Origin of the sequence: Rothia sp. (in: high G+C Gram-positive bacteria) (assembly GCF_030540545.1) — a bacterium.
GTDB lineage: Bacteria > Actinomycetota > Actinomycetes > Actinomycetales > Micrococcaceae > Rothia.
The window spans coordinates 133223-152756 of record NZ_JAUNVZ010000008.1; the positions used below are offsets into that span (position 1 = coordinate 133223).

Here is a 19534-nt window from a genome sequence, read left to right on the forward strand (position 1 = left end):
ATGAGCGCTGAATTGATGAACCTGAATATTGAGCTGCCCGCTCCGCTGAACCCTCCCTTTGAAGAGCGCACCCCGCTTGAATCTCTGGGACGCGTGCACTTTATTGGTATCGGTGGCGCCGGCATGAGCGCCATCGCCTCCCTGATGCTCCAGGCAGGCATGAGCGTCTCGGGCTCTGACCGCGCCGACTCTGCTACCGTGCAGGCACTGCGCGAAGCCGGTGCTACCGTCTTCGTGCCCCAGGCGGCAGAAAACATTGCCAATGTGGACACCGTGGTCATCTCCACCGCGATTCGCGAGGATAACCCCGAACTTGCCGCAGCGCGCGCAGCCAACCTGCCCGTGCTGCACCGCTCCCAGGCGCTGGCAGCGGTTATGGGCTCCTCCCGCGCCATTGCCGTGGCGGGCACCCACGGTAAGAGCACCACCTCCTCCATGATTTCCGTGCTCTTTGACCATCTGCAGCTTGAGCCTTCCTTCGCGGTGGGCACCGTGATTGCAGGCCACGGCACCAACGCTCACCTGGGCGCTCAGGGCCCGGATTCCTGGTTTGTTGCCGAAGCCGATGAATCCGACGGTTCCTTTGTGCGCTACCGCCCGGCCATTGCCGTGGTGACCAATATGGAACCGGATCACCTGGATTTCTACGGTACCGCTGAGCGCGTGTACGAGGCTTTTAACCGTTTTATTGCGTCCCTGGCTCCCGGTGGTGTGCTGGTCACCTGCCGCGATGATGAAGGCGCTCGCAGCCTGGCGGAGCGTTCCCGTGCTGCCGGTGTGCCCGTGGTGACCTACGGCCTGGAAGAAGGGGCGGATCTGCGCATTAGCGATCTGACCAGCTCCGGCGCGCGTTCTAGTGCAACCCTCACCTGGGATTTTGAGGTCAATGGCACCCGCTATGAGGGCACTCAGCTGCTGCAGCTGCAGGTGCCCGGTATTCACAATCAGCTCAATGCTGCTGCCGGTTTCATCTCCGCTCTGCTGGCGGGCGCGCAGCCGGAAGCTATCGCCGAGGGTCTGGGTACTTTTGTGGGCGCAGATCGTCGCTTCACTCTGCGCGGTATTGAGAGTGGCATTTCCGTTTTTGATGATTATGCGCACCACCCGACTGAGGTGTTCCGTGCCCTGGAGACCGCTCGTACCGTGGCTGATGGCCATAGCGTGTACGTGATTTTCCAGCCGCATCTCTTCTCCCGTACTCGCGAATTCGCTCAGGAGTTTGCGCAGTCCCTGGCTTTGGCTGATCGCAGTTGGGTGATGGATATTTACCCTGCGCGCGAGGAGCCTATTCCGGGCGTGACCAGTGAGCTGATTACCGGCGCCGGCTTTTCCGAGGTGCGCTATGCCCCCGAGGTGAGCGCAGCTATTGAGGATATTGCGATGTGTGCGGTGCCCGGCGATATTGTGATGACTGTGGGTGCCGGTAGCGTGACTGCCCTGGGTGCGGATATGCTGCAGGCTCTGCGTGAGCGCCACGGCAATAGCGCTGAATCTGCACAGGGTTCTGCCGAAAGCTCTGCGGAAGGTCAGCTCTAGTGGCTGCCCACAGGAATAACCGCCCGGATAGGATCGAGGCTGAGAATCTAGAGCAGGAGAATTCCGCTGTAGAATCGCCTGAAATGGCCGAGCCTTCAGAAGCCGCTGAGCCTTCAGAAGCTAAGGGTCGTTTTGCCCGCTGGCGTGCCGAGCGTGAGCGCGTGCGCGAGGCGGAAATTGAGCGCGAACAGCAGATTGCCGAGCAGGAGAACCGCCGCCGTGCCGTGCTGGAAGACCCCGCTCTGGAGGGGCTGCGCGCGGAAGAAAGCGCCTTAGGGTCTTCTCGAGGCGCCAAGCGCACCCGTAGCCTGACCCCCGTGTGGCGTCGTTGGCTCTATGGCACCCTGGCTCTGGTGGTGGCGGCTGCACTTTTTGTGGGCGTGGTCTTTTTCTCGCCTCTGATTGCGGTGCAGACTATTACGGTTAAGGGCGGTTCTCTACTGGATAATACCCAGGTGGCTTCCCAGCTGCAGCAGCTCAAGGGCGTGCCCCTGGCGCGTATTAATGAGCAGCGCATTCTGGATATTATGGGTGAGGATAATGCCCTGCAGGGTGTGCACGTGCAGATCCGCCCGCCCCATGAGCTGGTGGTGACCATTCAAGAGCGTGTGCCGGTTGCCGTCGTCAAGGTGGGGGAGCAGTACTCCATTGTGGATTCTCACGGCGCTATGCTGCGCACCGTGGCAAAGGCTGAGGATGCGCGCGTGCCGCTGATCGATACGGACGGGGTCAAGCCCGCCGAGTCGGAGAAGTTTAAGACTATTGCTACGGCGCTATCGGCTATTCCGGTGAGCCTGCTGGAGCAGATGAAAAGCGCTCAGGCTCAGAACTCTTCGAGCATTAGTTTTACCCTCAAGGATAACGTGAATGTTCTGTGGGGTACGGCGACGGATAATGAAGTTAAGGCTAAGGTTTTATCTTCGCTTCTGAGTGCCACTGCCTCCTCGAAGGATCAGGGCGCTTCGGGTGCTATTGTGCGAGAATCCGGGGTTGTTTACGATATTTCGGCACCGAATTTCCCTGTAATTCGCATGCCTTAAGCTAAGGCTTAGGGTTAGTTTCGCGGTGAAAAACACTCAAAAATTTCACAAAAATCTTTGGGTGCACCGCGTGATGAACTAGGAATTTTTGCCCCGTTATTGCTATCCTATGGGGTAGAGTATATTAACTATGGAACTCCTAAGGTTCAGTCTGAGCTTTAGGCTTCGTTCGCACGATACAACTAATCGAGGGATAAATTTTGGACGCAACTCCCCAGAACTACTTGGCAGTGATCAAGGTCGTCGGCATCGGCGGCGGCGGCGTGAACGCAGTCAACCGAATGATTGAGGTTGGTCTGCGTGGCGTTGAGTTCATTGCTATTAACACCGACGCTCAGGCTCTGCTCATGTCCGATGCAGACGTCAAGCTGGACGTTGGACGCGAACTGACCCGTGGCCTGGGTGCAGGCGCTAACCCCGAGGTTGGCCGTCAGGCAGCAGAAGACCACGCACAGGAAATTGAGGAAGTCCTCAAGGGTGCAGATATGGTCTTCGTGACCGCAGGCGAAGGCGGCGGCACCGGTACCGGTGGCGCACCCGTCGTTGCACGCATCGCACGCTCCCTGGGTGCCCTGACCATTGGTGTGGTTACCCGCCCCTTCACCTTCGAAGGTCGTCGCCGCTCCAACCAGGCAGAGACCGGTATCGCAGCACTGCGCGACGAGGTCGACACCCTGATCGTTATCCCCAACGACCGACTGCTCTCCATCTCCGACCGCAACGTCTCCATGCTGGACGCCTTCAAGTCCGCTGACCAGGTGCTGCTCTCCGGTGTGCAGGGCATTACCGACCTGATCACCACCCCCGGCCTGATCAACCTGGACTTCGCGGACGTTAAGTCCGTGATGCAGGGCGCAGGTTCGGCGCTGATGGGTATTGGCTCCGCATCCGGTGAGGATCGTGCAGTCAAGGCAGCCGAGCTGGCAATCGCCTCCCCGCTGCTGGAAGCATCCATCGACGGCGCACACGGCGTGCTGCTGTCCATCCAGGGCGGTTCCGACCTGGGTCTGTTCGAAATCAACGAAGCTGCACGCCTGGTGCAGGAAGTTGCACACCCGGACGCAAACATCATCTTCGGTGCCGTTATTGACGACGCCCTGGGTGATGAGGCACGCGTGACCGTGATTGCAGCAGGTTTCGACGCAGTGAACCCCGAGACCAACTCCAACGCTTCGGCAGCAGCAGCCGTTCAGGCTCAGCGCACCCAGAACGCATTCGGCGGTGCAGCAGCAGCTCCGGCAGCTAACTCCGGTTACGGCTTCAACGCACCCACCGAGGTGCCCACCGCAGCAGGTTTTGACGTAGACCTGCCCCCGGTTGTTGAAGAAGCACCGGTTCGTCGCGACACCCTGGACGTACCCGACTTCCTGAAGTAATCTTCACAGTCGCGACTCTAGCGTGAATTTTTAGCCCATATGGGCACAGTGAATGCGGGGTGCACTATGCGCCCCGCATTTGCTGTACCCGGCTATAAATGAGCGCTGACCAGGGCGCTAGATGATGTACTAGATGTGCATATGCTAGCCCGGCAGCTGCCAAACCAGTAGCACCCCACGCCTGACCCAACCACCCGAAAGAACCTATGAGCTACGCACAAGCCTTTAGCCACTACACCACCCACCGCATTGGCGAACACACCGTCAATATCGCCTTTACCGACCGCAGCCACGGCAACCTCGGCCTGCACGTCACCGACCGCGCAGGTGAACCCCTACCCGCAACCCAAACCCTTCAAAACCGCGCCCGCCTGCAAACCCTCATGGGTGCGCCCGCCTTCTACCTGGAACAGGTGCACGGCACCGCCATCGCCCGCGCCGAAGAGCACGCCCCCGCCTCCTATAGCGCTCTGCGTTTTGACGGAACCCTCGCCGAACCCGCCCAAGTGCGCGAGGCAGCGCCCATTGCCGACGCCTCCATTTCTTCCGAAGGCGCCCTGGCGATTATGGTCGCCGATTGTATCCCCGTGCTCTTTGCCGCCAGCCAGCGTAGCGCCGGGGGAGTGCGCCCCCTCATTGCCACCGCCCACGCCGGCCGCCGCGGCCTGCTCGACGGTGTGCTCCAAAAGACCGTGCGCGCCCTGCAAGAAGCCGGAGGCGAAGAAATCCACGCCTGGATCGGCCCGAGTATTTGCGGCTCCTGCTATGAGGTGCCCGAGCTTATGCGTGAAGAATCCGTTGCACTCATCCCGGAAGTCTATAGTGTAACCTCACAGGGAACGAGCGGTCTGGATCTGCCCGCCGGCGCCCGCGCCCTGCTTGAACACGCCGATGTGAAGGTGCATAGCGAGCACAATCTTTGCACCCTAGAGCACGAGAATCTCTACTCTCACCGTGCCTTTGGCGCGCAGGGACGTGAACCCGGGCGAATCGCCGGCCTGGTGTGGATCTAGCCACTCAATCCCAGCCCTGAGCAGAACCACCTCCTAACACGAGAATTCCTGAATAGAGTATTCGAACACTGCCCTCTATTGCTGCATCTTATTCTCAAAGGACTACACTAAAACTATGAGCCTCTATTGTGACCGCACCGAACCGCTACACTACACGCCTGAGCGCCAGGCGGAGCTGCTAGCCAACTATGCGCGCGTGCAGGAACAGATTCGCGCCGCCGAGAGCGACCACAGCGCGGTACGCACCGCCGACAGCCCCGCCGTGCAGCTGCTCACCGTGACCAAATTCTTCCCCGCCTCCGATGCAGCAGCTCTGTACGATGCGGGAGTGCGTCTCTACGGCGAAAACCGCGACCAGGAAGCCGGACCCAAAGCCGCAGCCCTGGCAGCCATGGAAGACCCGAATGCACCGGCGCGCTGGGAGTTCATCGGCCAGCTACAAACCAACAAAGCCAAATCCGTGGTGCGCTACGCCCACGCCGTGCAATCGGTAGACCGCGCCTCCCTCGCCGACGCCCTCGCCAAGGCATACACCAACCAGCTTTCTCGCTACGAAGCCGGCGAAGCACCCGCACCCGCCGCCCACGCCACCGGCAACCGCCTGGACTGCCTGATCCAGGTCTCCCTAGCAGAGCAAGCAACCGCCGGCCACGCTGCAGAAGGAGCCCGAGGAGGCACCTCCTCCGACGAACTACTCGCCCTGGCAGAGCGTATCGAATCCTCGCCCGTGCTGCGCTGCGCCGGAATTATGGCGGTCGCGCCCCTGGGTGAAGACCCCAACGCCGCCTTTGAACGCCTCTGGGCACTAGCTCAGGTGCTGCGCGCAGAACACCCGGGCGCACTGGAAATCTCAGCCGGCATGAGTGGAGATATGGAAGCAGCTATCCGCTGGGGCTCCACCAGTGTGCGCGTAGGTAGCGCCATGATGGGTGCGCGCTCCTACACATAAATTCCAGCCCCGCGTAGACTCTGGCATATCTTCGCAGGAGAGGGAGAACAGACCGAAGCCATAATGGGTACATAGCGCAGAGCAAAAATGTGGACTATCCCTCAATGCTCACTTGAAACTCTCCAAACCTTGATAGAATAGGAGTACCTATGTCGCCACAGCGGCATAGACCCCACGGCACAAAACTCAGGGAGCGTGAATGGCACCTCAGCAGGAAAACCGGCTATCAAGCATCGGCCGATTCTTCGGCGTGGTCAACTACGACCGAAACACCCACGACGAAGCATCCCAAGCCCAGCACCATGAACAGCCCGCACCCGCCGAAGAACCCATTCACACGGAAGCAGAAATCGTCTACGCGCAGGCAGGCTACGAAGAGCCCGCCTACAGCAATGAAGAGTACACCGACGAGCCCTACCCGCAGGAAGAAACCTACGAGCAGATCAGCTACGGGTACGACATTGTAGACACCCCCGCGCCCGCCGAAACCCCGGCAAGCTACACCACCCACGGGCCGGACAACACCGCCTACGGATATGAGGAAGAGGACGAATTGCGTCGCATTACCACCATTCACCCCCGCTCGTACAACGACGCGAAGATCATCGGTGAAGCATTCCGCCAGAACATCCCCGTCATTATGAACGTCGAAGAAATGCCCGACGCAGACGCAAAGCGCCTGGTAGACTTCGCATCCGGCCTGGCATTCGCCCTCGAAGGCCGCATCGAACGCGTGACCTCCAAGGTGTTCCTGCTGACCCCGGCAAACCTCGAAGTGCTCGGCGTAGCCAACGACGCGCCCGCTTTTGAAACCGAAGGCCCCTTCCCCTTTGACCAGGGCTAAACTTACTGCAGGGGCTTGATGCCCCAGGACACAGCGTAGGAATGCTATCTGCCGTACAGCGTGCTCTGTACCCGGCGGATAGCATTCACTCTATACGGACACCCTACACCCCCGTGCAATATATGTAACCTGCACAACCCACACAAAGGAACACCATGAGCTATATCCTGGCAGCACTCACCTTCGCCGTCTACCTGCTCTACACCGCGCTCATCCTGCGCATGGTCTTCGACTGGGTACGCGCATTCGCCAAAGGCTGGCGGCCCAAAGGCATTATGCTCGTCGTCATGACCGCAATCTACACCGTCACCGACAAGCCCCTCAATGCACTCAATAAGCTCTTCCCGCCGCTGCGAATCGGTAATGGCTACGGGTTGGACATTGCATTTATGATCCTGATTGTTGTCCTCGGTTTCCTGCTCTCTATCCTGCAGAATATGACCTATAGCTTTACGCGTAGCGGCTTCTAATACCAATCCGGCAAGGTTGTGGCTGGCTATCCGGCTAGGCTCTGGTCAGCAATCCGGCTAGGCTCTGGTCAGCAATCCGGCAAGGTTGTGGCTGGCTATCCGGCAAGGCTACGGCTATAACACTCGCATGGGATGAGCCTCTGACGACCAGGTAAAAGACAAGCGCAAGTAGTCTCAGAAACGCAACCATAGGTAACTAATGTCTTGCCTCGTACCGCACCCCAGATACAGAAACTCAATATCCAGGCAGGACAAGCAAAGCAATAGCTACGAATCTGCACACTCAGAGCAGAAACGGATTAGTCTCCGCCGCCTCCACCGTCCCCACCGCCTCCGTCTCCTCCGCCGAAGTCACCGCCACTTCCGCTGGAGGTGTCTCCGCCGCTGAAGTCGAAATTGAAGGAATCACCGAAATCAAATTCAATGTCTCCTCCGTCAGTCTCACGGTAGGGGTAGAGTTTCTTTTCGAGCTCGATAACTAGGGGAGTGAATCGAATCCCACGATACTCTTTTTCTTCACGTGCCAGTTCTTTCCTAGTGATAGGAGTCCCCAGAACGGGGCGCGCAATATCATCGTATCGGAGTTTGAACGCGACGGGTATTTTCATCGTTCCGTGCCCGTGAATGTTCGCAAGGAGTCTGCCCTGAGTGCCCAGTGGGAAGAGCTCTCGGCGACGTGCTTTTTGATCCTTCTTGCTTAGATGCTCCCACCACGCGAAGTCGAGGCTGCTGGTAAGAGCGTTGTCATAAAGGGTTTTATAGAGGTCAGTTTGGGCAATGCGCGCCGAATCTCGTTCTGCAGGGTTGTCGGAGACGCAGAGCAGGTAGGCGGTGTACGCAGCGTGCTCTTTAGCGTCGGACGCGGCGATAACGGTCGAGCCTTTGGGGGAATAGAGGCGAATACCTTCGTAGGATACGCTGCGCACAAATCCGCGGGAGTTGCGGGTGAAGCTGTAGATAATTTCCCAGTCGATAATGTCTTCCGGGACAATCGATCCGGCTTCGAGGTTGGAGAGGCTGGCACGCTTTATGAGGCGCTCGGTTCGTTCTTTGTCCTCGCCCTGAAGACCCTGCCACCAGCTGCTCGGGTCATTGGGAATGTAATTGAGCAGTTCACCATCAGTTTTTGTTGCCCATTCACCGGTTTGATTTTTATAGAGCAGGTGGGCGTAAATCCAGCGCAGATCGTAGCGTGTACTATCGAGCTTGAGCGGATAGAGTCCATAGATGAGGGTGAGGAATTTACCGTCAAAAGACCAATCTCGTAGCGCATGGAAGTAAATATAGAATTCTGCTTTACGGGCGAGCTCAATTCTATTGGGGAAGAAGGTAATGGTTGTAAAGGAGCGGCTGATTAGTTTAAAGGTTAAAATAATCAGAATAATTGCCCAGAGAAACCAGAATGCAGGAAAGTTGAAGAGAGATATACTCGTGAGGATAATAAGTGCTAAATGCGTAGCTAAAGATATAGGGTGTACACGGTAAATATAGCGTCGGTTAAATTTAAGCTGACGTGTCACTAGAAGGCACCTCCATCTCCAGAAGGGTCGCTGAAAGGGCCCGAAGAATTCGCAGAAGAACCGCCTCTGCGTCGGGGAAGAGTGCGCAGCGACGTCCAGAAAAGAAACTCAGCCCAGCTTTCACGAACAATCGGGCCGTGAAGAATCAGATCCTGACGACGAGGCTCCTTGGTCGGCGCACGGCCAGAAGTATCAGACTGAATCAAACTACTATAAACACGCTCACGACGCAGAGCAACATACTCGGCAGTAACCTCACGCTGCTTAGAACGAATAAGAGTCTCATCCATGGGGATCGGAGGAATAAAAGGAATTGACACGATAGATTCTCCAGGTGGTTGGGTCGGTATCTTGGTACGAGTCTATCAGCATGAGATACATAAATGAGTGATTGAGATTCAGAGAATGAATTCTGGTGCTGTATGACGTTCCGATAAAAGCATTGGTGTTTATGGTTGCGTTTGTGAGTTTGGAGGCTAGAGCGGAGAGCACTTGTTTCTGAGTTTCATGCAAGCCTCGGCGAAGTCAAGCGCTCGCATACTCGTGTGCGAGCGCCTTTTCCTTGGAACGCGACCGGTCTTAAGAACTATCGCATCCGCGAAGGTCAATCTCCACAGCGGCGCCGTACGCACTCGCTCAGCCGGAGCCTTGCCGGATTGGTGGCCGCAGCCTTGCCGGATTGGGATAAATAGGTGAGACCACGTAGACAGATTAGTCGGTGTAGTGAGCCGAATGGAGACGAACCAGGAATGTATAGGTTCGATCCGGTTCAATCAGTAGAGAGTGAAAAGCTTCAGAGCCGGTCTCAGCCTCGGATGCCCAATGTCCGGCACGTGCACGGAACGCCAGCTGAGCCATGACCCAGGAGCAATCATACGCTTCGGTATCAAAATACAATTCGGCACCGTCGTGAGTTACTACAGAGAGGTCCTGTGCTCGCTGCCCGGAGTGAGCAGCGATTTCCCATTCGGTGATATCGGCGTATCGAATGGTGGTGCTTTCGCGTAGCTGTCGCACGGTGACCTGTTCTGCTTCGACGAGCATATAGGTTGCGTAGTGGCGCCAGAGCCCGAATCCAATGGTGGCGAGGGTGAAGAAGAGCCAGATGAGCGTGCCGAAGAAGTAGGGGGAGGCGAATGCCTCACTCGCACTGGGGGATGCGATGAATGCGACGAGCGCGGTAATGATCGCAAATCCCAGGGGCAGGAGGCTCAGATAATAGAAGAATTTGAGGTTGTTGACTCGTTGGCGGGTGCCGATGGATCCGTGGTTCATGCTCTGTCTTTCGTGCTGTGGCGCCGGGTGGTGGGCTAGCTCTAGTGTACCGGTTTGAGGCTTCGGCTCTGTGCTACAGGTATACAGTGTATGAGAGTTCCCCTGGAGTCGGTGGCATATTTGGGGCTTGATATATTGCGGGTCTTTTAAGGTTGAAGTCTTATGTTCTTGGGTAGCGGTCGCTTAGTACAATCAGCCTGCCCGGGGAAAGTGCGATATGGGGGAGTGTAGCTGCCGGTATATGAAAGGGTTTTAAGAGTAATCCTGTGCTGGAGTCTTTCCGTAACGGGTGATTCTGTGCTGGCGAATCTGCAGTGGGGCTGTTTGGATAAGGGCTGTTCGAGTAGAAATTGTGCGGGTAGAAAAATACATGATTGCAAGGTCGTACCGATTGCACACAGATGTGAGCTATATCCGCTGCCGTTCGGTGAACCTAATAGGGTGAATACAGCAAAATCATAGGCTCAGGTCGTACACTTATAGACAGAAAAGATGTATATCTAGCGGGTTTCATGCGTTCATTGAGAGTTTTTTGAGATGTAGCTTGAAACTTTGATGGTGTATATTCGAAATGACATTCACTAGATGATAAGGAGAGTTCTATGGCTCTGACCCCCGAAGATCTGATTAACAAGAGCTTTAAAGCTGCAACCGGTTCCAATGGCTACGACATGGACGACGTCGATGCCTTCCTGGACGAGCTGGTCATTGACCTGCGCAAGCTCTACGAAGAGAACGACGCCCTCAAACGCAAGCTGGAGGCTGCCGAGCAGAAGGCAGCCGAGGCGCCCGTCGCCTCCTCCGCTCCCGCTGCCTCCGAGGCAGCTCCCGCGGCTAATGACGCTGCCGGCCTGCTGGCTATGGCTCAGAAGGTGCACGACGATTACGTGCACCAGGGAGAGACCACCAAGGCGAACCTGATCGCTGAGGGCGAGAAGAAAGCAGCCGACCTGGTGTCCGAGGCTACCGAGAAGCGCGATAGCGTGCTGGCTAAGCTGACCGATGAGCGCGATTCGCTGGAGGTCACCATTGAGTCTCTGCGTGGCTTCGAGGAGCGTTACCGCGCTAAGCTCAAGGACCACCTGAACGCTCAGCTGGATGAGCTGGCTTCTCTGCGCTCCATCGAAAAGGACGCTCAGTAAGACCCTGAGCCTCTAGAGAGCTACTGAGCGAACTAGCAAAGACATAGCTAGATAATCCCGGTGAGGGGTGAGTGCTACTTGCCTCTCACCGGGATTAGTCTATGCCCTCATGAATCGAACCTATCCCGAACCTACCCCGCAATTACCCGCCCTATCCCACTATTCAAGCCCGGTAGGATCCACCGCAGCCCACACTCAACGGACCCTGTGCCACCGGCTTAAAGAGAGCCTAGAGAATCAATCACCACGGGCGCTTAAGGTAAGCTAGAGTAAGGCGTGGTGCAGCTAGGCACTCGCACTGTGTAGCTGTAAGAACCTCTGTCATACTCCGTCCCGGCGGAGCGAGCCCAAGGAAAGCATGAGCACCACCGACACCCGAGATTCAGAACCCGTAACCCCCGTGCTATCGCCGCGCGCCTCCATTATCCTGGCGGCTGTGATGGCGGCGCTCGCTTTCGGGCTGGATCAGTGGACTAAGTACCTGGTGGTGACCCATATGCAGCTGGGCGAGCGTATTACTGTCATTGACGGTTGGCTGTGGTGGTACTCGATTCGTAATTCGGGTGCGGCGTTTTCCATGGGGGAGAACGTCACCTGGATTTTCACCCTGATTATGGCCACGGTTGCCGTGTACCTGGTGGTCATTGTGCGTCGCACGCGCGCGGTGTATTGGCTGCTGGCTTTGGGCGGCCTGCTCGGTGGCGTGCTGGGTAATTTGTGGGATCGCCTGTTCCGCGAGCCGTCTTTTGCGCAGGGGCATGTGGTTGATTTTATTTCCGTGCCGAATTTCGCGATTTTTAATGTGGCGGATTCTTTTATTTGCGTGTGTATGGTGGCGATTGTGCTGCTGAATTTCCGTGCGGTGAACCTGCTGGGTTATCGCGTGCAGCAGCCGGTCAAGGACGCTGCGAAGAATGACGATATGAGCGAGAAGAACGAGAAGTAGAGGAGCAGTAGTGAGCGAAAATATTAAGGTCAGTTTTGAGGTCAGTGAGGACCTTGCCGGTATGCGACTGGATGCGGCTCTTTCCGGCGCGCTAGATCAGCCGCGTTCTCGTACCTCCGCGTGGATTCGTGACGGCCATGTGGCGGTCAGCCGTCAGGGCGCTCCCGTGAAGCTTTCCAAGTCCCATAAGCTCTCTGCTGGTGAACTGGTTCAGGTAGATGCCCCGGCTCCTCGCGATTTGGCGGATATCCCCGCTGAGAAGGTGGACGGCTTCCGTATTGTCTACCTGGACGATGACATTGTGGTGGTGGATAAGCCCGCCGGTGTTGCCGCTCATCCTTCTCCCGGCTGGCACGGCCCGACCGTGCTCTCGGCGCTACGCGGTGAGGGTATTAGCCTTTCCACCTCGGGCGCGGCGGAGCGTCAGGGCATTGTGCACCGCCTGGATGTGGGCACCAGTGGCCTGATGGTCGTGGCTCGTAGTGAACGCGCCTACACCGAACTCAAGCGCGCCTTCAAGGAACGTACCGTAACCAAGGTGTATCACACTCTGGTACAGGGCATTCCCGATCCTCTGCGCGGCACCATTGATGCGCCCCTGGGGCGTCACCCCGGCAGCGAGTGGAAGTTCGCCGTGATTGAGGGCGGTCGCGATTCCATCACCCACTATGAGGTGCTGGAGGCATTCGGCCCGGCTGCCCTGGTGGAGGTGCACCTGGAGACCGGCCGCACCCACCAGATTCGCGTGCATTTCTCGGCAATGCGTCACCCCTGCTGCGGCGATTTGACCTACGGTGCCGACCCGCGTTTTAGTGCCGAGTTAGGTCTGACCCGCCAGTGGCTGCACGCTCACCAGCTGGGCTTCAAGCACCCGGTCACGGGCGATACTGTTTCCTTTGAGTCGCCCTATCCGCAGGATCTTTCCTACGCGCTGGAATCCCTGCGTGAGGGTACGATTAAGCTCGGCTCGCGCTAAATTCACGCTGCATTACCCCTACACACTCACCGTATACCGAACACCTCATCACAAGGACACTAATGGCTAAAGATTTCGCGCATTTGCACGTTCACACCGAATACTCCATGCTCGATGGTGCCGCACGCCTGGGCGATCTCTTTAGCCACGCCAAGGAGCTGGGCATGAGCTCCATGGCGACCAGCGACCACGGTTTCCTCTTCGGTGCTTTCGACTTCTGGCGTCAGGCAAAAGCCCACGATATTAAGCCCATTATTGGTGTGGAAGCTTATCTGACCCCCGGCACGCACCGCACCGACCGCACACGAGTCAAGTGGGGCGACGGCAGCCGCGATGACGTTTCCGGCTCGGGCTCCTACACCCACATGACCATGTGGGCAGAGACCACCGAGGGCATGCACAACCTCTTCCGCGCCTCCTCCATTGCCTCCCTGGAAGGGCAGCTGTACAAACCGCGTATGGACCGCGAAGTGCTGCAAACCTACTCTAAGGGTCTGATTGCCACCACCGGTTGCCCCTCCGGCGAGATTCAAACCCGCCTGCGCCTGGGACAATACGACGAGGCGCTCAAGGCAGCCGCGGAATTCCGCGATATTTTCGGCAAGGATAATTTCTATTGCGAAATTATGGACCACGGCCTGGGCATTGAAAAGGTCGTGACCGAGGATCTGCACCACCTGGCTAAGCAGCTGGATCTGCCCTTTGTCGCCACCAACGACCTACACTACACCCGCCAGGAAGACCATAGCGCCCACGCGGCGCTGCTGTGCGTGCAGTCCGGCTCGACCCTGACCGACCCCAAGCGTTTTAAGTTTGACGCGGATAATTTCTACCTGCGCTCGCCCCAGGAAATGTACGACCTGTTCGGTGATATTCCCGGCGCCTGCGAGAACACCCTGGAAATTGCTGAGCGTTGCAATGTCGAGTTCAATACCAAGGCGAACTATATGCCGAACTTCCCCGTGCCCGAGGGAGAGAATGAGGAATCCTGGTTCGTGAAGGAAGTTGAACGCGGCCTGCACGTACGTTTCCCCAACGGTATTCCCGATAAGGTGCGCAAGCAGGCTGAGTACGAGGTTGGCGTTATTACCTCCATGGGCTTCCCCGGCTACTTTTTGGTCGTGGCGGACTTTATTAACTGGGCTAAGCGCAATGGTATTCGTGTGGGTCCGGGCCGTGGCTCCGGCGCGGGTTCCATGGTGGCGTACGCTATGCGCATTACCGAGCTGAACCCGCTGGATCACGACCTGATTTTTGAACGCTTTTTGAACCCCGATCGTGTCTCCATGCCCGACTTCGATGTGGACTTTGACGATCGTCGCCGCGGCGAAGTCATTGACTACGTGACCGAAAAATACGGCGAGGATAAGGTCGCGCAGATTGTCACCTTCGGCACCATTAAAGCTAAGCAGGCACTCAAAGACGCCTCCCGCGTGATGGACCAGCCCTATTCGGTGGGCGAGCGCCTGACTAAGGCCATGCCGCCGGACGTGATGGGTAAGAACATCGCCCTGGCGAATGTGTACAACGAAGAGGATAAGCGCTACGCTGAGGCCGCCGATCTGCGCGCCCTGATTGAAGACCCTGCCGAACCCATTTACGGCCGTGTTTTTGAGACCGCAAAGGGTCTGGAGGGCCTGAAGCGCCAGTGGGGTGTGCACGCTGCGGGCGTGATTATGTCCAGTAAAGACCTGGTGGATGTGATCCCCGTGATGCGCCGTGAAGCCGACGGTCAGGTCATTACCCAGTTCGACTACCCGACCTGTGAGGGTCTGGGCCTGATCAAGATGGACTTCTTGGGTCTGCGCAACCTGACCATTATTTCTGACGCCCTGGAAAACATTAAAGCCAACCGTGGCGAAGATGTTGACCTGGAGGCGCTGAGCCTGGACGATAAAGCCTCCTATGAGCTGCTGGCTCGAGGCGATACCCTGGGCGTGTTCCAGCTGGACGGTGGCCCCATGCGCTCGCTGCTCAAGCTCATGGAACCGGAAGAATTTGAACATATTTCGGCAGTGCTCGCGCTCTACCGCCCCGGCCCCATGGGCGCGAACTCCCACACCAACTACGCGCTGCGTAAGAACGGTAAGCAGGAGATTATGCCCATCCACCCGGAGCTTGAAGAGCCCCTGGCGGATATTCTCGACACCACCTACGGCCTGATCGTGTATCAGGAGCAGGTTATGGCGATCGCCCAGAAGGTGGCTAATTACACCCTGGGTGAGGCGGATCTTTTGCGCCGCGCAATGGGTAAGAAGAAGAAAGCCGAACTGGATAAGCAGTACGCAACCTTCCACGACGGCATGATTAGCAACGGCTACTCTGAGGACGCGATTAAGGCGCTCTGGGATATTCTGCTGCCCTTCTCCGACTATGCGTTTAACAAGGCGCACACCGCCGCCTACGGTCTGGTGTCCTACTGGACTGCGTATCTGAAGGCGCACTACCCGCAGGAATATATGGCGGCTCTGCTGACCAGCGTGGGCGACGATAAGGATAAGCTCGCGCTGTACCTGAACGAATGCCGCCATATGGGCATTACCGTGTTGCCGCCGGATGTGAACGAATCCGTGCTGACCTTCGCTCCCGTGGGTGAGGATATCCGCTTCGGTATGGGCGCGATTCGTAACGTGGGCGCGAACGTGGTTGAGGGCATGATTGAGGCTCGCCAGGAGAAGGGACGCTACGAATCCTTCAATGATTTCTTGAAGAAGGTGCCGCTGCCGGTGTGCAATAAGCGCACCATTGACTCGCTCATTAAGGCAGGCGCTTTTGACTCCCTGGGACACACTCGCCGTTCCCTGGTGATGATTCACGAGAACGCGGTGGAGGCAGCCGTTGCGATTAAGCGCAAGGAAGCCGCAGGCCAGTTCGACCTCTTTGGCTCCATGGGTCTGGAGGATGAACTCAGCGATGAGCTGACCGTTGCCATTCCCGATGTGCCCGAATGGGATCGTCGAACCCGCCTGAACTTTGAGCGCGATATGCTCGGCCTGTACGTCTCCGACCACCCGCTGCGAGGCCTGGAGAGAGCCCTCTCGGATGCCGCCTCCCACACGGTACACGATGTGCTGGATGAAGACGGCGTGCGCGACGGCGGCGAAGTGACCCTCTCGGGTATGCTCACCAATGTCTCGCGCCGCATCGCCAAGTCCAGCGGTAACCAGTACGCCTCGGCGGAGCTGGAAGACCCCTCGGGTGCAACCGTGACCGTTATGTTCTTCTCGCGCACCTATGAGGCCATTAGTAGTGTGCTGGCTGATGACCTCATCTGCGCGATTAAGGGTCGTGTGCAGCGCCGAGACGACGGTAGCGTGAATGTCAGCGCCCAGGATCTGCAGATTCTGGAGTTGAGCGATGACGGCCGCGATAAGCCCCTGGTGATTCACGTGCCCGAGTACCATATCACCATGGATCGTGTGCAGGAGTTGAAGGAAGTACTGCGTGAAAATCGCGGTACCGCCGATGTGCGCTTTATTATACGCACCCACGATAAGGAGCAGGTCGTGGCGATTGACTCTTTCTTTAGGGTGGATCCGAACCCCACGCTCTTTGCGGAGATTAAGAGTATTTTCGGCCCCTCCTGTATTCGCCGCTAGGGCTAGTCTGCCTGGGTGAGTTAGGGGAGTAAGAGCCCTTCAGAGAAGCCCGGGATAGAAAATCCGGTGCACTGATATAGACAGTGCACCGGATTTTCTGAAGATATAGGGTCTGCGTCTTATGAGACCACAATAGATACAGAAAAGTGCCCGCTCTATAGCAATAGAGCGGGCACTTCTAAGTCGTAGGCTACGTTCCCTGAGGCTAAGCGTTTTTAGTCTCAGTGGGAGGCGGGATTTAGGCGTTATCGCCGTCCCACGCCTCATTACGAGCGGCAGCGGTCTCCATAGCATGCGCCGCCTCCTCATAGGTCGCGTAGGGACCCCAGAGCTGAGTGACGGGGCTCTGCTGGCCCTCCTCAACCTTACCGGTGGTGGTGTTGTACCAGTACTCTACCGGGTGCGGACCGGGGGTAACAGCATCGTGCTTCATAGTTCTCCTTCAACACAAGGGGTACACGCTCAAAACCGGATACCCCGAAGAGCACATACATTCTTTGCTCCAAGTATCCCATATAACAGTGCACAATACACAGCCACGCGCACCCGCGCCGAAAATAATTCCCGCACTCGGCAAAAGATACAGCTTTCAGGGCGCAGCACCCGCACTTATACCAAGCCTACCCCGAAGAAGAAAGGAAAGGCTAAAATAAAACTATGACGTCACATAACCTACCCGCTGAAGCAGACCGCGCACCCGTAGGCGCACTCACCCCCGGCATCGTCACGCCCATGCGTAGCGTACCGGCGCACATTATCCGTCCCGAATACGTGGGCAAACCCACCGCCAATGAAGGCAACGACTCCAATATGTACACCGCCGAAGAAATCGAGCGAGTACGCGCCGCCGGCACCATCGCCGCCAACGCCATTGTCGAAGCCCAGAAAATTGCGGTCCCCGGCACCACCACCGACCAGATCGACGTGCTGGTTCACGAGTACATTTGTGATAACGGCGCATACCCCTCCACCGTGGATTACCGCGGCTTCCCCAAATCCGTATGCACCTCCCTGAACGAAGTCATCTGCCACGGCATCCCCGATAGCACCGTGCTCGAAGACGGTGATATCCTCAACCTGGACGTCACCGCCTACTTCGACGGCATGCACGGCGACACCAATAAGACCCTGCTGATCGGCAATGTGGACGAAGAATCCCGACTGCTGGTTGAGCGCACCGAAGAAGCACTCAACCGCGCCATGAAAGCCGTCAAGCCCGGCCGTGAAGTGAACGTCATTGGTCGAGTGATTGAGAAGTACGCGGCACGATTCGGCTACGGCGTGGTGCGCGATTTCACCGGTCACGGCGTGGGCCGTGAATTCCACTCCGGCCTGATTATTCCTCACTACGATGCGGCGCCCCAGTACAACACCGTGATTCAGGAAGGCATGATCTTCACCATTGAACCCATGCTGACCCTGGGCACTATCGAATGGGACCAGTGGGATGACGACTGGACTGTGGTCACTCGCGACCGCAAGCGCACCGCCCAGTTTGAGCACACCATGGTGGTCACCGCCGATGGCGTGGACATTCTGACCCTGCCGAGCATTTCCTAGGTCTTCAATCCCTAGCCGCAATCCGGTAAGCCCGGTGGCTCCTACTAAAGCGTGCGATATATTAGGCTTTATGAGGCAACGGCGCGGTAAGAGAGGAAGGCGCTCGCGCACGTCCTCCCTCTCTACCCGATCTTCTGGCGCTAAACCGGCAAGGCTACGGCAAAACTTTATACATTATTTCAACAACACAGACACTCAAGGAGAACCATGAGCGAAAATTTGACCGCGGAGCAGCTTCCCGCACCCACCCCCGCCGACCTGGCAATCGGCATTGATATTGGAGGCACCGGCACCAAGGGCGGCATTGTCGATCTGCGCACCGGCGACCTGGTATCCCCGCGCTTCCGCATCCCCACCCCCAAGCCCGCAACCCCCGAAGCAGTCGCAGCCGTCGTCGCAGAGATCGTGACCGAATTGCAGAGCCGCGAACTGGCACCGGCACCCGACTCCGCCATTGGCGTGGACTTCCCCGCAGTGGTCAAGAACGGCATGGTGTTCTCCGCAGCCAATGTGGACGAATCCTGGATTAACACCGACTTGGAAGCCGTAATGAGCGCAGCCCTGGGCGGTCGCAAGGTCTACGGCATTAATGACGCGGACGCAGCGGGTCTTGCCGAAGCAACCTACGGTCAGGGTCGCGATAAGGACGGTCTGATTGCCGTGATTACCCTGGGTACCGGCATTGGTTCCGCGCTGATTAATAACGGTGTGCTGATCCCCAATACCGAACTCGGTCACCTGGAAATTGACGGTCACAATGCGGAATCCCGCGCATCCGCACGCGCTCGCGAGGTGCACGAGCTGTCCTGGAAGAAGTACGGTAAGCGTCTGCGCCGCTACTTTGAGCATGTACAGATGCTTTTCTCCCCGGATCTGTTCGTGATCGGCGGTGGTATCTCCAAGAACCCCGAAAAGTTCATGCCCTACTTCGAGGATGACATTCGTACCCCCATGGTCATGGCAACCCTGCGCAATAACGCCGGTATTGTTGGTGCCGCGCTGTGGGCAGCCGGTCACCTGGAGGAGCGCGAAGCTCGCACTCAGGCTTAATCTCTAACCATATACGCTGTGGCCACGTCTCTTTGCATAGAGACGTGGCCACAGCTTTTATATCTGATGATGCGCTGCCTGTAATATTTTTATATCGGATGATGCGCTGCCTGTAATAGCTGTACGCCTAGTTGCTATGGCGGTAATTTTTAGCATGCGTCGCATAACTGTCAGCTTTATTGCAGAACCAATACCTCTTTCCCAATCCGGCAAGGCTGTGGCTGGCAATGCGGCAAGG

At 57.4% G+C, this 19534-nt stretch carries 18 protein-coding genes; 13 read left to right on the forward strand and 5 right to left on the reverse strand.

Features of this window, described 5'->3' with window-relative positions; genetic code table 11:
• The 7 genes from murC (at position 1) to Q4P78_RS07915 (ending at position 7228) form a co-directional block, all read left to right on the forward strand.
• Entirely contained in the window at positions 1-1536 is a 1536-nt protein-coding gene (gene murC, locus Q4P78_RS07885) for a UDP-N-acetylmuramate--L-alanine ligase (RefSeq protein WP_303339820.1), read from the forward strand.
• Positions 1536-2576: a cell division protein FtsQ/DivIB gene (locus Q4P78_RS07890; protein ID WP_303339821.1), complete on the forward strand. Its 1041-nt coding sequence runs from the start codon at positions 1536-1538 to the stop codon at positions 2574-2576. Before murC ends, Q4P78_RS07890 begins: the two co-directional genes overlap by 1 nt.
• Positions 2577-2776: 200 nt before the next feature.
• On the forward strand, positions 2777-3952 hold the full coding sequence (gene ftsZ / locus Q4P78_RS07895; protein ID WP_303339822.1) for a cell division protein FtsZ: 1176 nt from the start codon (positions 2777-2779) through the stop codon (positions 3950-3952).
• Between the two features lie 206 nt (positions 3953-4158).
• Positions 4159-4965 carry a polyphenol oxidase family protein gene (locus Q4P78_RS07900; protein WP_303339823.1) on the forward strand — a complete coding sequence of 269 codons (807 nt, stop codon included), beginning with the start codon at positions 4159-4161 and terminating at the stop codon, positions 4963-4965.
• Between the two features lie 115 nt (positions 4966-5080).
• Positions 5081-5914 (forward strand): YggS family pyridoxal phosphate-dependent enzyme, encoded by an 834-nt coding sequence (locus Q4P78_RS07905; RefSeq protein WP_303339824.1) that lies wholly within the window; start codon positions 5081-5083, stop codon positions 5912-5914.
• A 199-nt stretch (positions 5915-6113) separates the two neighbouring features.
• A complete protein-coding gene (locus tag Q4P78_RS07910; RefSeq protein ID WP_303339825.1) occupies positions 6114-6758 on the forward strand; it encodes a cell division protein SepF in 645 nt (214 codons plus the stop codon).
• Positions 6759-6913: 155 nt separating this feature from the next.
• Complete coding sequence (locus tag Q4P78_RS07915; RefSeq protein ID WP_303339826.1) at positions 6914-7228, forward strand: YggT family protein; 315 nt, start codon at positions 6914-6916, stop codon at positions 7226-7228.
• A gap of 299 nt (positions 7229-7527) precedes the next feature.
• On the opposite strand, the gene Q4P78_RS07920 is transcribed toward Q4P78_RS07915, so the two are convergent.
• From Q4P78_RS07920 to Q4P78_RS07930, 3 genes are all read right to left on the reverse strand, one after another.
• Positions 7528-8748 carry a hypothetical protein gene (locus Q4P78_RS07920; protein WP_303339827.1) on the reverse strand — a complete coding sequence of 407 codons (1221 nt, stop codon included), beginning with the start codon at positions 8746-8748 and terminating at the stop codon, positions 7528-7530.
• A complete protein-coding gene (locus Q4P78_RS07925) occupies positions 8748-9068 on the reverse strand; it encodes a hypothetical protein (RefSeq protein ID WP_303339828.1) in 321 nt (106 codons plus the stop codon). The genes Q4P78_RS07920 and Q4P78_RS07925 overlap by 1 nt, the downstream gene beginning before the upstream one ends.
• Before the next feature lie 391 nt (positions 9069-9459).
• A complete protein-coding gene (locus tag Q4P78_RS07930; protein ID WP_303339829.1) occupies positions 9460-10023 on the reverse strand; it encodes a hypothetical protein in 564 nt (187 codons plus the stop codon).
• A gap of 602 nt (positions 10024-10625) precedes the next feature.
• On the opposite strand from Q4P78_RS07930, the gene Q4P78_RS07935 reads away from it, so the two are divergent.
• The 4 genes from Q4P78_RS07935 (at position 10626) to dnaE (ending at position 16686) form a co-directional block, all read left to right on the forward strand.
• The gene (locus Q4P78_RS07935; RefSeq protein ID WP_303339830.1) at positions 10626-11165 is read left to right on the forward strand and encodes a DivIVA domain-containing protein; all 540 of its coding nucleotides are present in this window, start codon (positions 10626-10628) and stop codon (positions 11163-11165) included.
• Between the two features lie 358 nt (positions 11166-11523).
• The gene (gene lspA / locus Q4P78_RS07940; RefSeq protein WP_303339831.1) at positions 11524-12111 is read left to right on the forward strand and encodes a signal peptidase II; all 588 of its coding nucleotides are present in this window, start codon (positions 11524-11526) and stop codon (positions 12109-12111) included.
• Between the two features lie 61 nt (positions 12112-12172).
• A complete protein-coding gene (locus tag Q4P78_RS07945; RefSeq protein ID WP_303339838.1) occupies positions 12173-13087 on the forward strand; it encodes an RluA family pseudouridine synthase in 915 nt (304 codons plus the stop codon).
• A gap of 62 nt (positions 13088-13149) precedes the next feature.
• A complete protein-coding gene (gene dnaE / locus Q4P78_RS07950) occupies positions 13150-16686 on the forward strand; it encodes a DNA polymerase III subunit alpha (RefSeq protein WP_303339832.1) in 3537 nt (1178 codons plus the stop codon).
• A 238-nt stretch (positions 16687-16924) separates the two neighbouring features.
• Here dnaE and Q4P78_RS07955 read toward each other — a convergent pair whose 3' ends face one another.
• The gene (locus tag Q4P78_RS07955) at positions 16925-17119 is read right to left on the reverse strand and encodes an SPOR domain-containing protein (RefSeq protein WP_303339833.1); all 195 of its coding nucleotides are present in this window, start codon (positions 17117-17119) and stop codon (positions 16925-16927) included.
• Between the two features lie 224 nt (positions 17120-17343).
• Here Q4P78_RS07955 and map point away from each other — a divergent pair, with 224 nt between their 5' ends.
• Both map and ppgK read left to right on the forward strand, forming a co-directional pair.
• Positions 17344-18246, forward strand: a complete 903-nt coding sequence (gene map, locus Q4P78_RS07960) for a type I methionyl aminopeptidase (RefSeq protein ID WP_303339834.1) — start codon at positions 17344-17346, stop codon at positions 18244-18246.
• A gap of 207 nt (positions 18247-18453) precedes the next feature.
• A complete protein-coding gene (ppgK, locus tag Q4P78_RS07965; RefSeq protein WP_303339835.1) occupies positions 18454-19296 on the forward strand; it encodes a polyphosphate--glucose phosphotransferase in 843 nt (280 codons plus the stop codon).
• A 57-nt stretch (positions 19297-19353) separates the two neighbouring features.
• On the opposite strand, the gene Q4P78_RS07970 is transcribed toward ppgK, so the two are convergent.
• On the reverse strand, positions 19354-19534 hold a 181-nt coding region (locus tag Q4P78_RS07970; RefSeq protein ID WP_303339836.1), incomplete at its 5' end, for a hypothetical protein.

Coding starts and splice junctions, on each gene's coding strand:
- Q4P78_RS07900 (WP_303339823.1), top strand. CDS start 4,159: ATGAGCTACGCACAAGCCTTTAGCCACTACACCACCCACCGCATTGGC.
- Q4P78_RS07905 (WP_303339824.1), top strand. CDS start 5,081: ATGAGCCTCTATTGTGACCGCACCGAACCGCTACACTACACGCCTGAG.
- Q4P78_RS07915 (WP_303339826.1), top strand. CDS start 6,914: ATGAGCTATATCCTGGCAGCACTCACCTTCGCCGTCTACCTGCTCTAC.
- lspA (WP_303339831.1), top strand. CDS start 11,524: ATGAGCACCACCGACACCCGAGATTCAGAACCCGTAACCCCCGTGCTA.
- Q4P78_RS07910 (WP_303339825.1), top strand. CDS start 6,114: ATGGCACCTCAGCAGGAAAACCGGCTATCAAGCATCGGCCGATTCTTC.
- ppgK (WP_303339835.1), top strand. CDS start 18,454: ATGAGCGAAAATTTGACCGCGGAGCAGCTTCCCGCACCCACCCCCGCC.
- map (WP_303339834.1), top strand. CDS start 17,344: ATGACGTCACATAACCTACCCGCTGAAGCAGACCGCGCACCCGTAGGC.
- Q4P78_RS07930 (WP_303339829.1), bottom strand. CDS start 10,023: ATGAACCACGGATCCATCGGCACCCGCCAACGAGTCAACAACCTCAAA.
- Q4P78_RS07935 (WP_303339830.1), top strand. CDS start 10,626: ATGGCTCTGACCCCCGAAGATCTGATTAACAAGAGCTTTAAAGCTGCA.
- dnaE (WP_303339832.1), top strand. CDS start 13,150: ATGGCTAAAGATTTCGCGCATTTGCACGTTCACACCGAATACTCCATG.
- Q4P78_RS07955 (WP_303339833.1), bottom strand. CDS start 17,119: ATGAAGCACGATGCTGTTACCCCCGGTCCGCACCCGGTAGAGTACTGG.
- murC (WP_303339820.1), top strand. CDS start 1: ATGAGCGCTGAATTGATGAACCTGAATATTGAGCTGCCCGCTCCGCTG.
- Q4P78_RS07945 (WP_303339838.1), top strand. CDS start 12,173: ATGCGACTGGATGCGGCTCTTTCCGGCGCGCTAGATCAGCCGCGTTCT.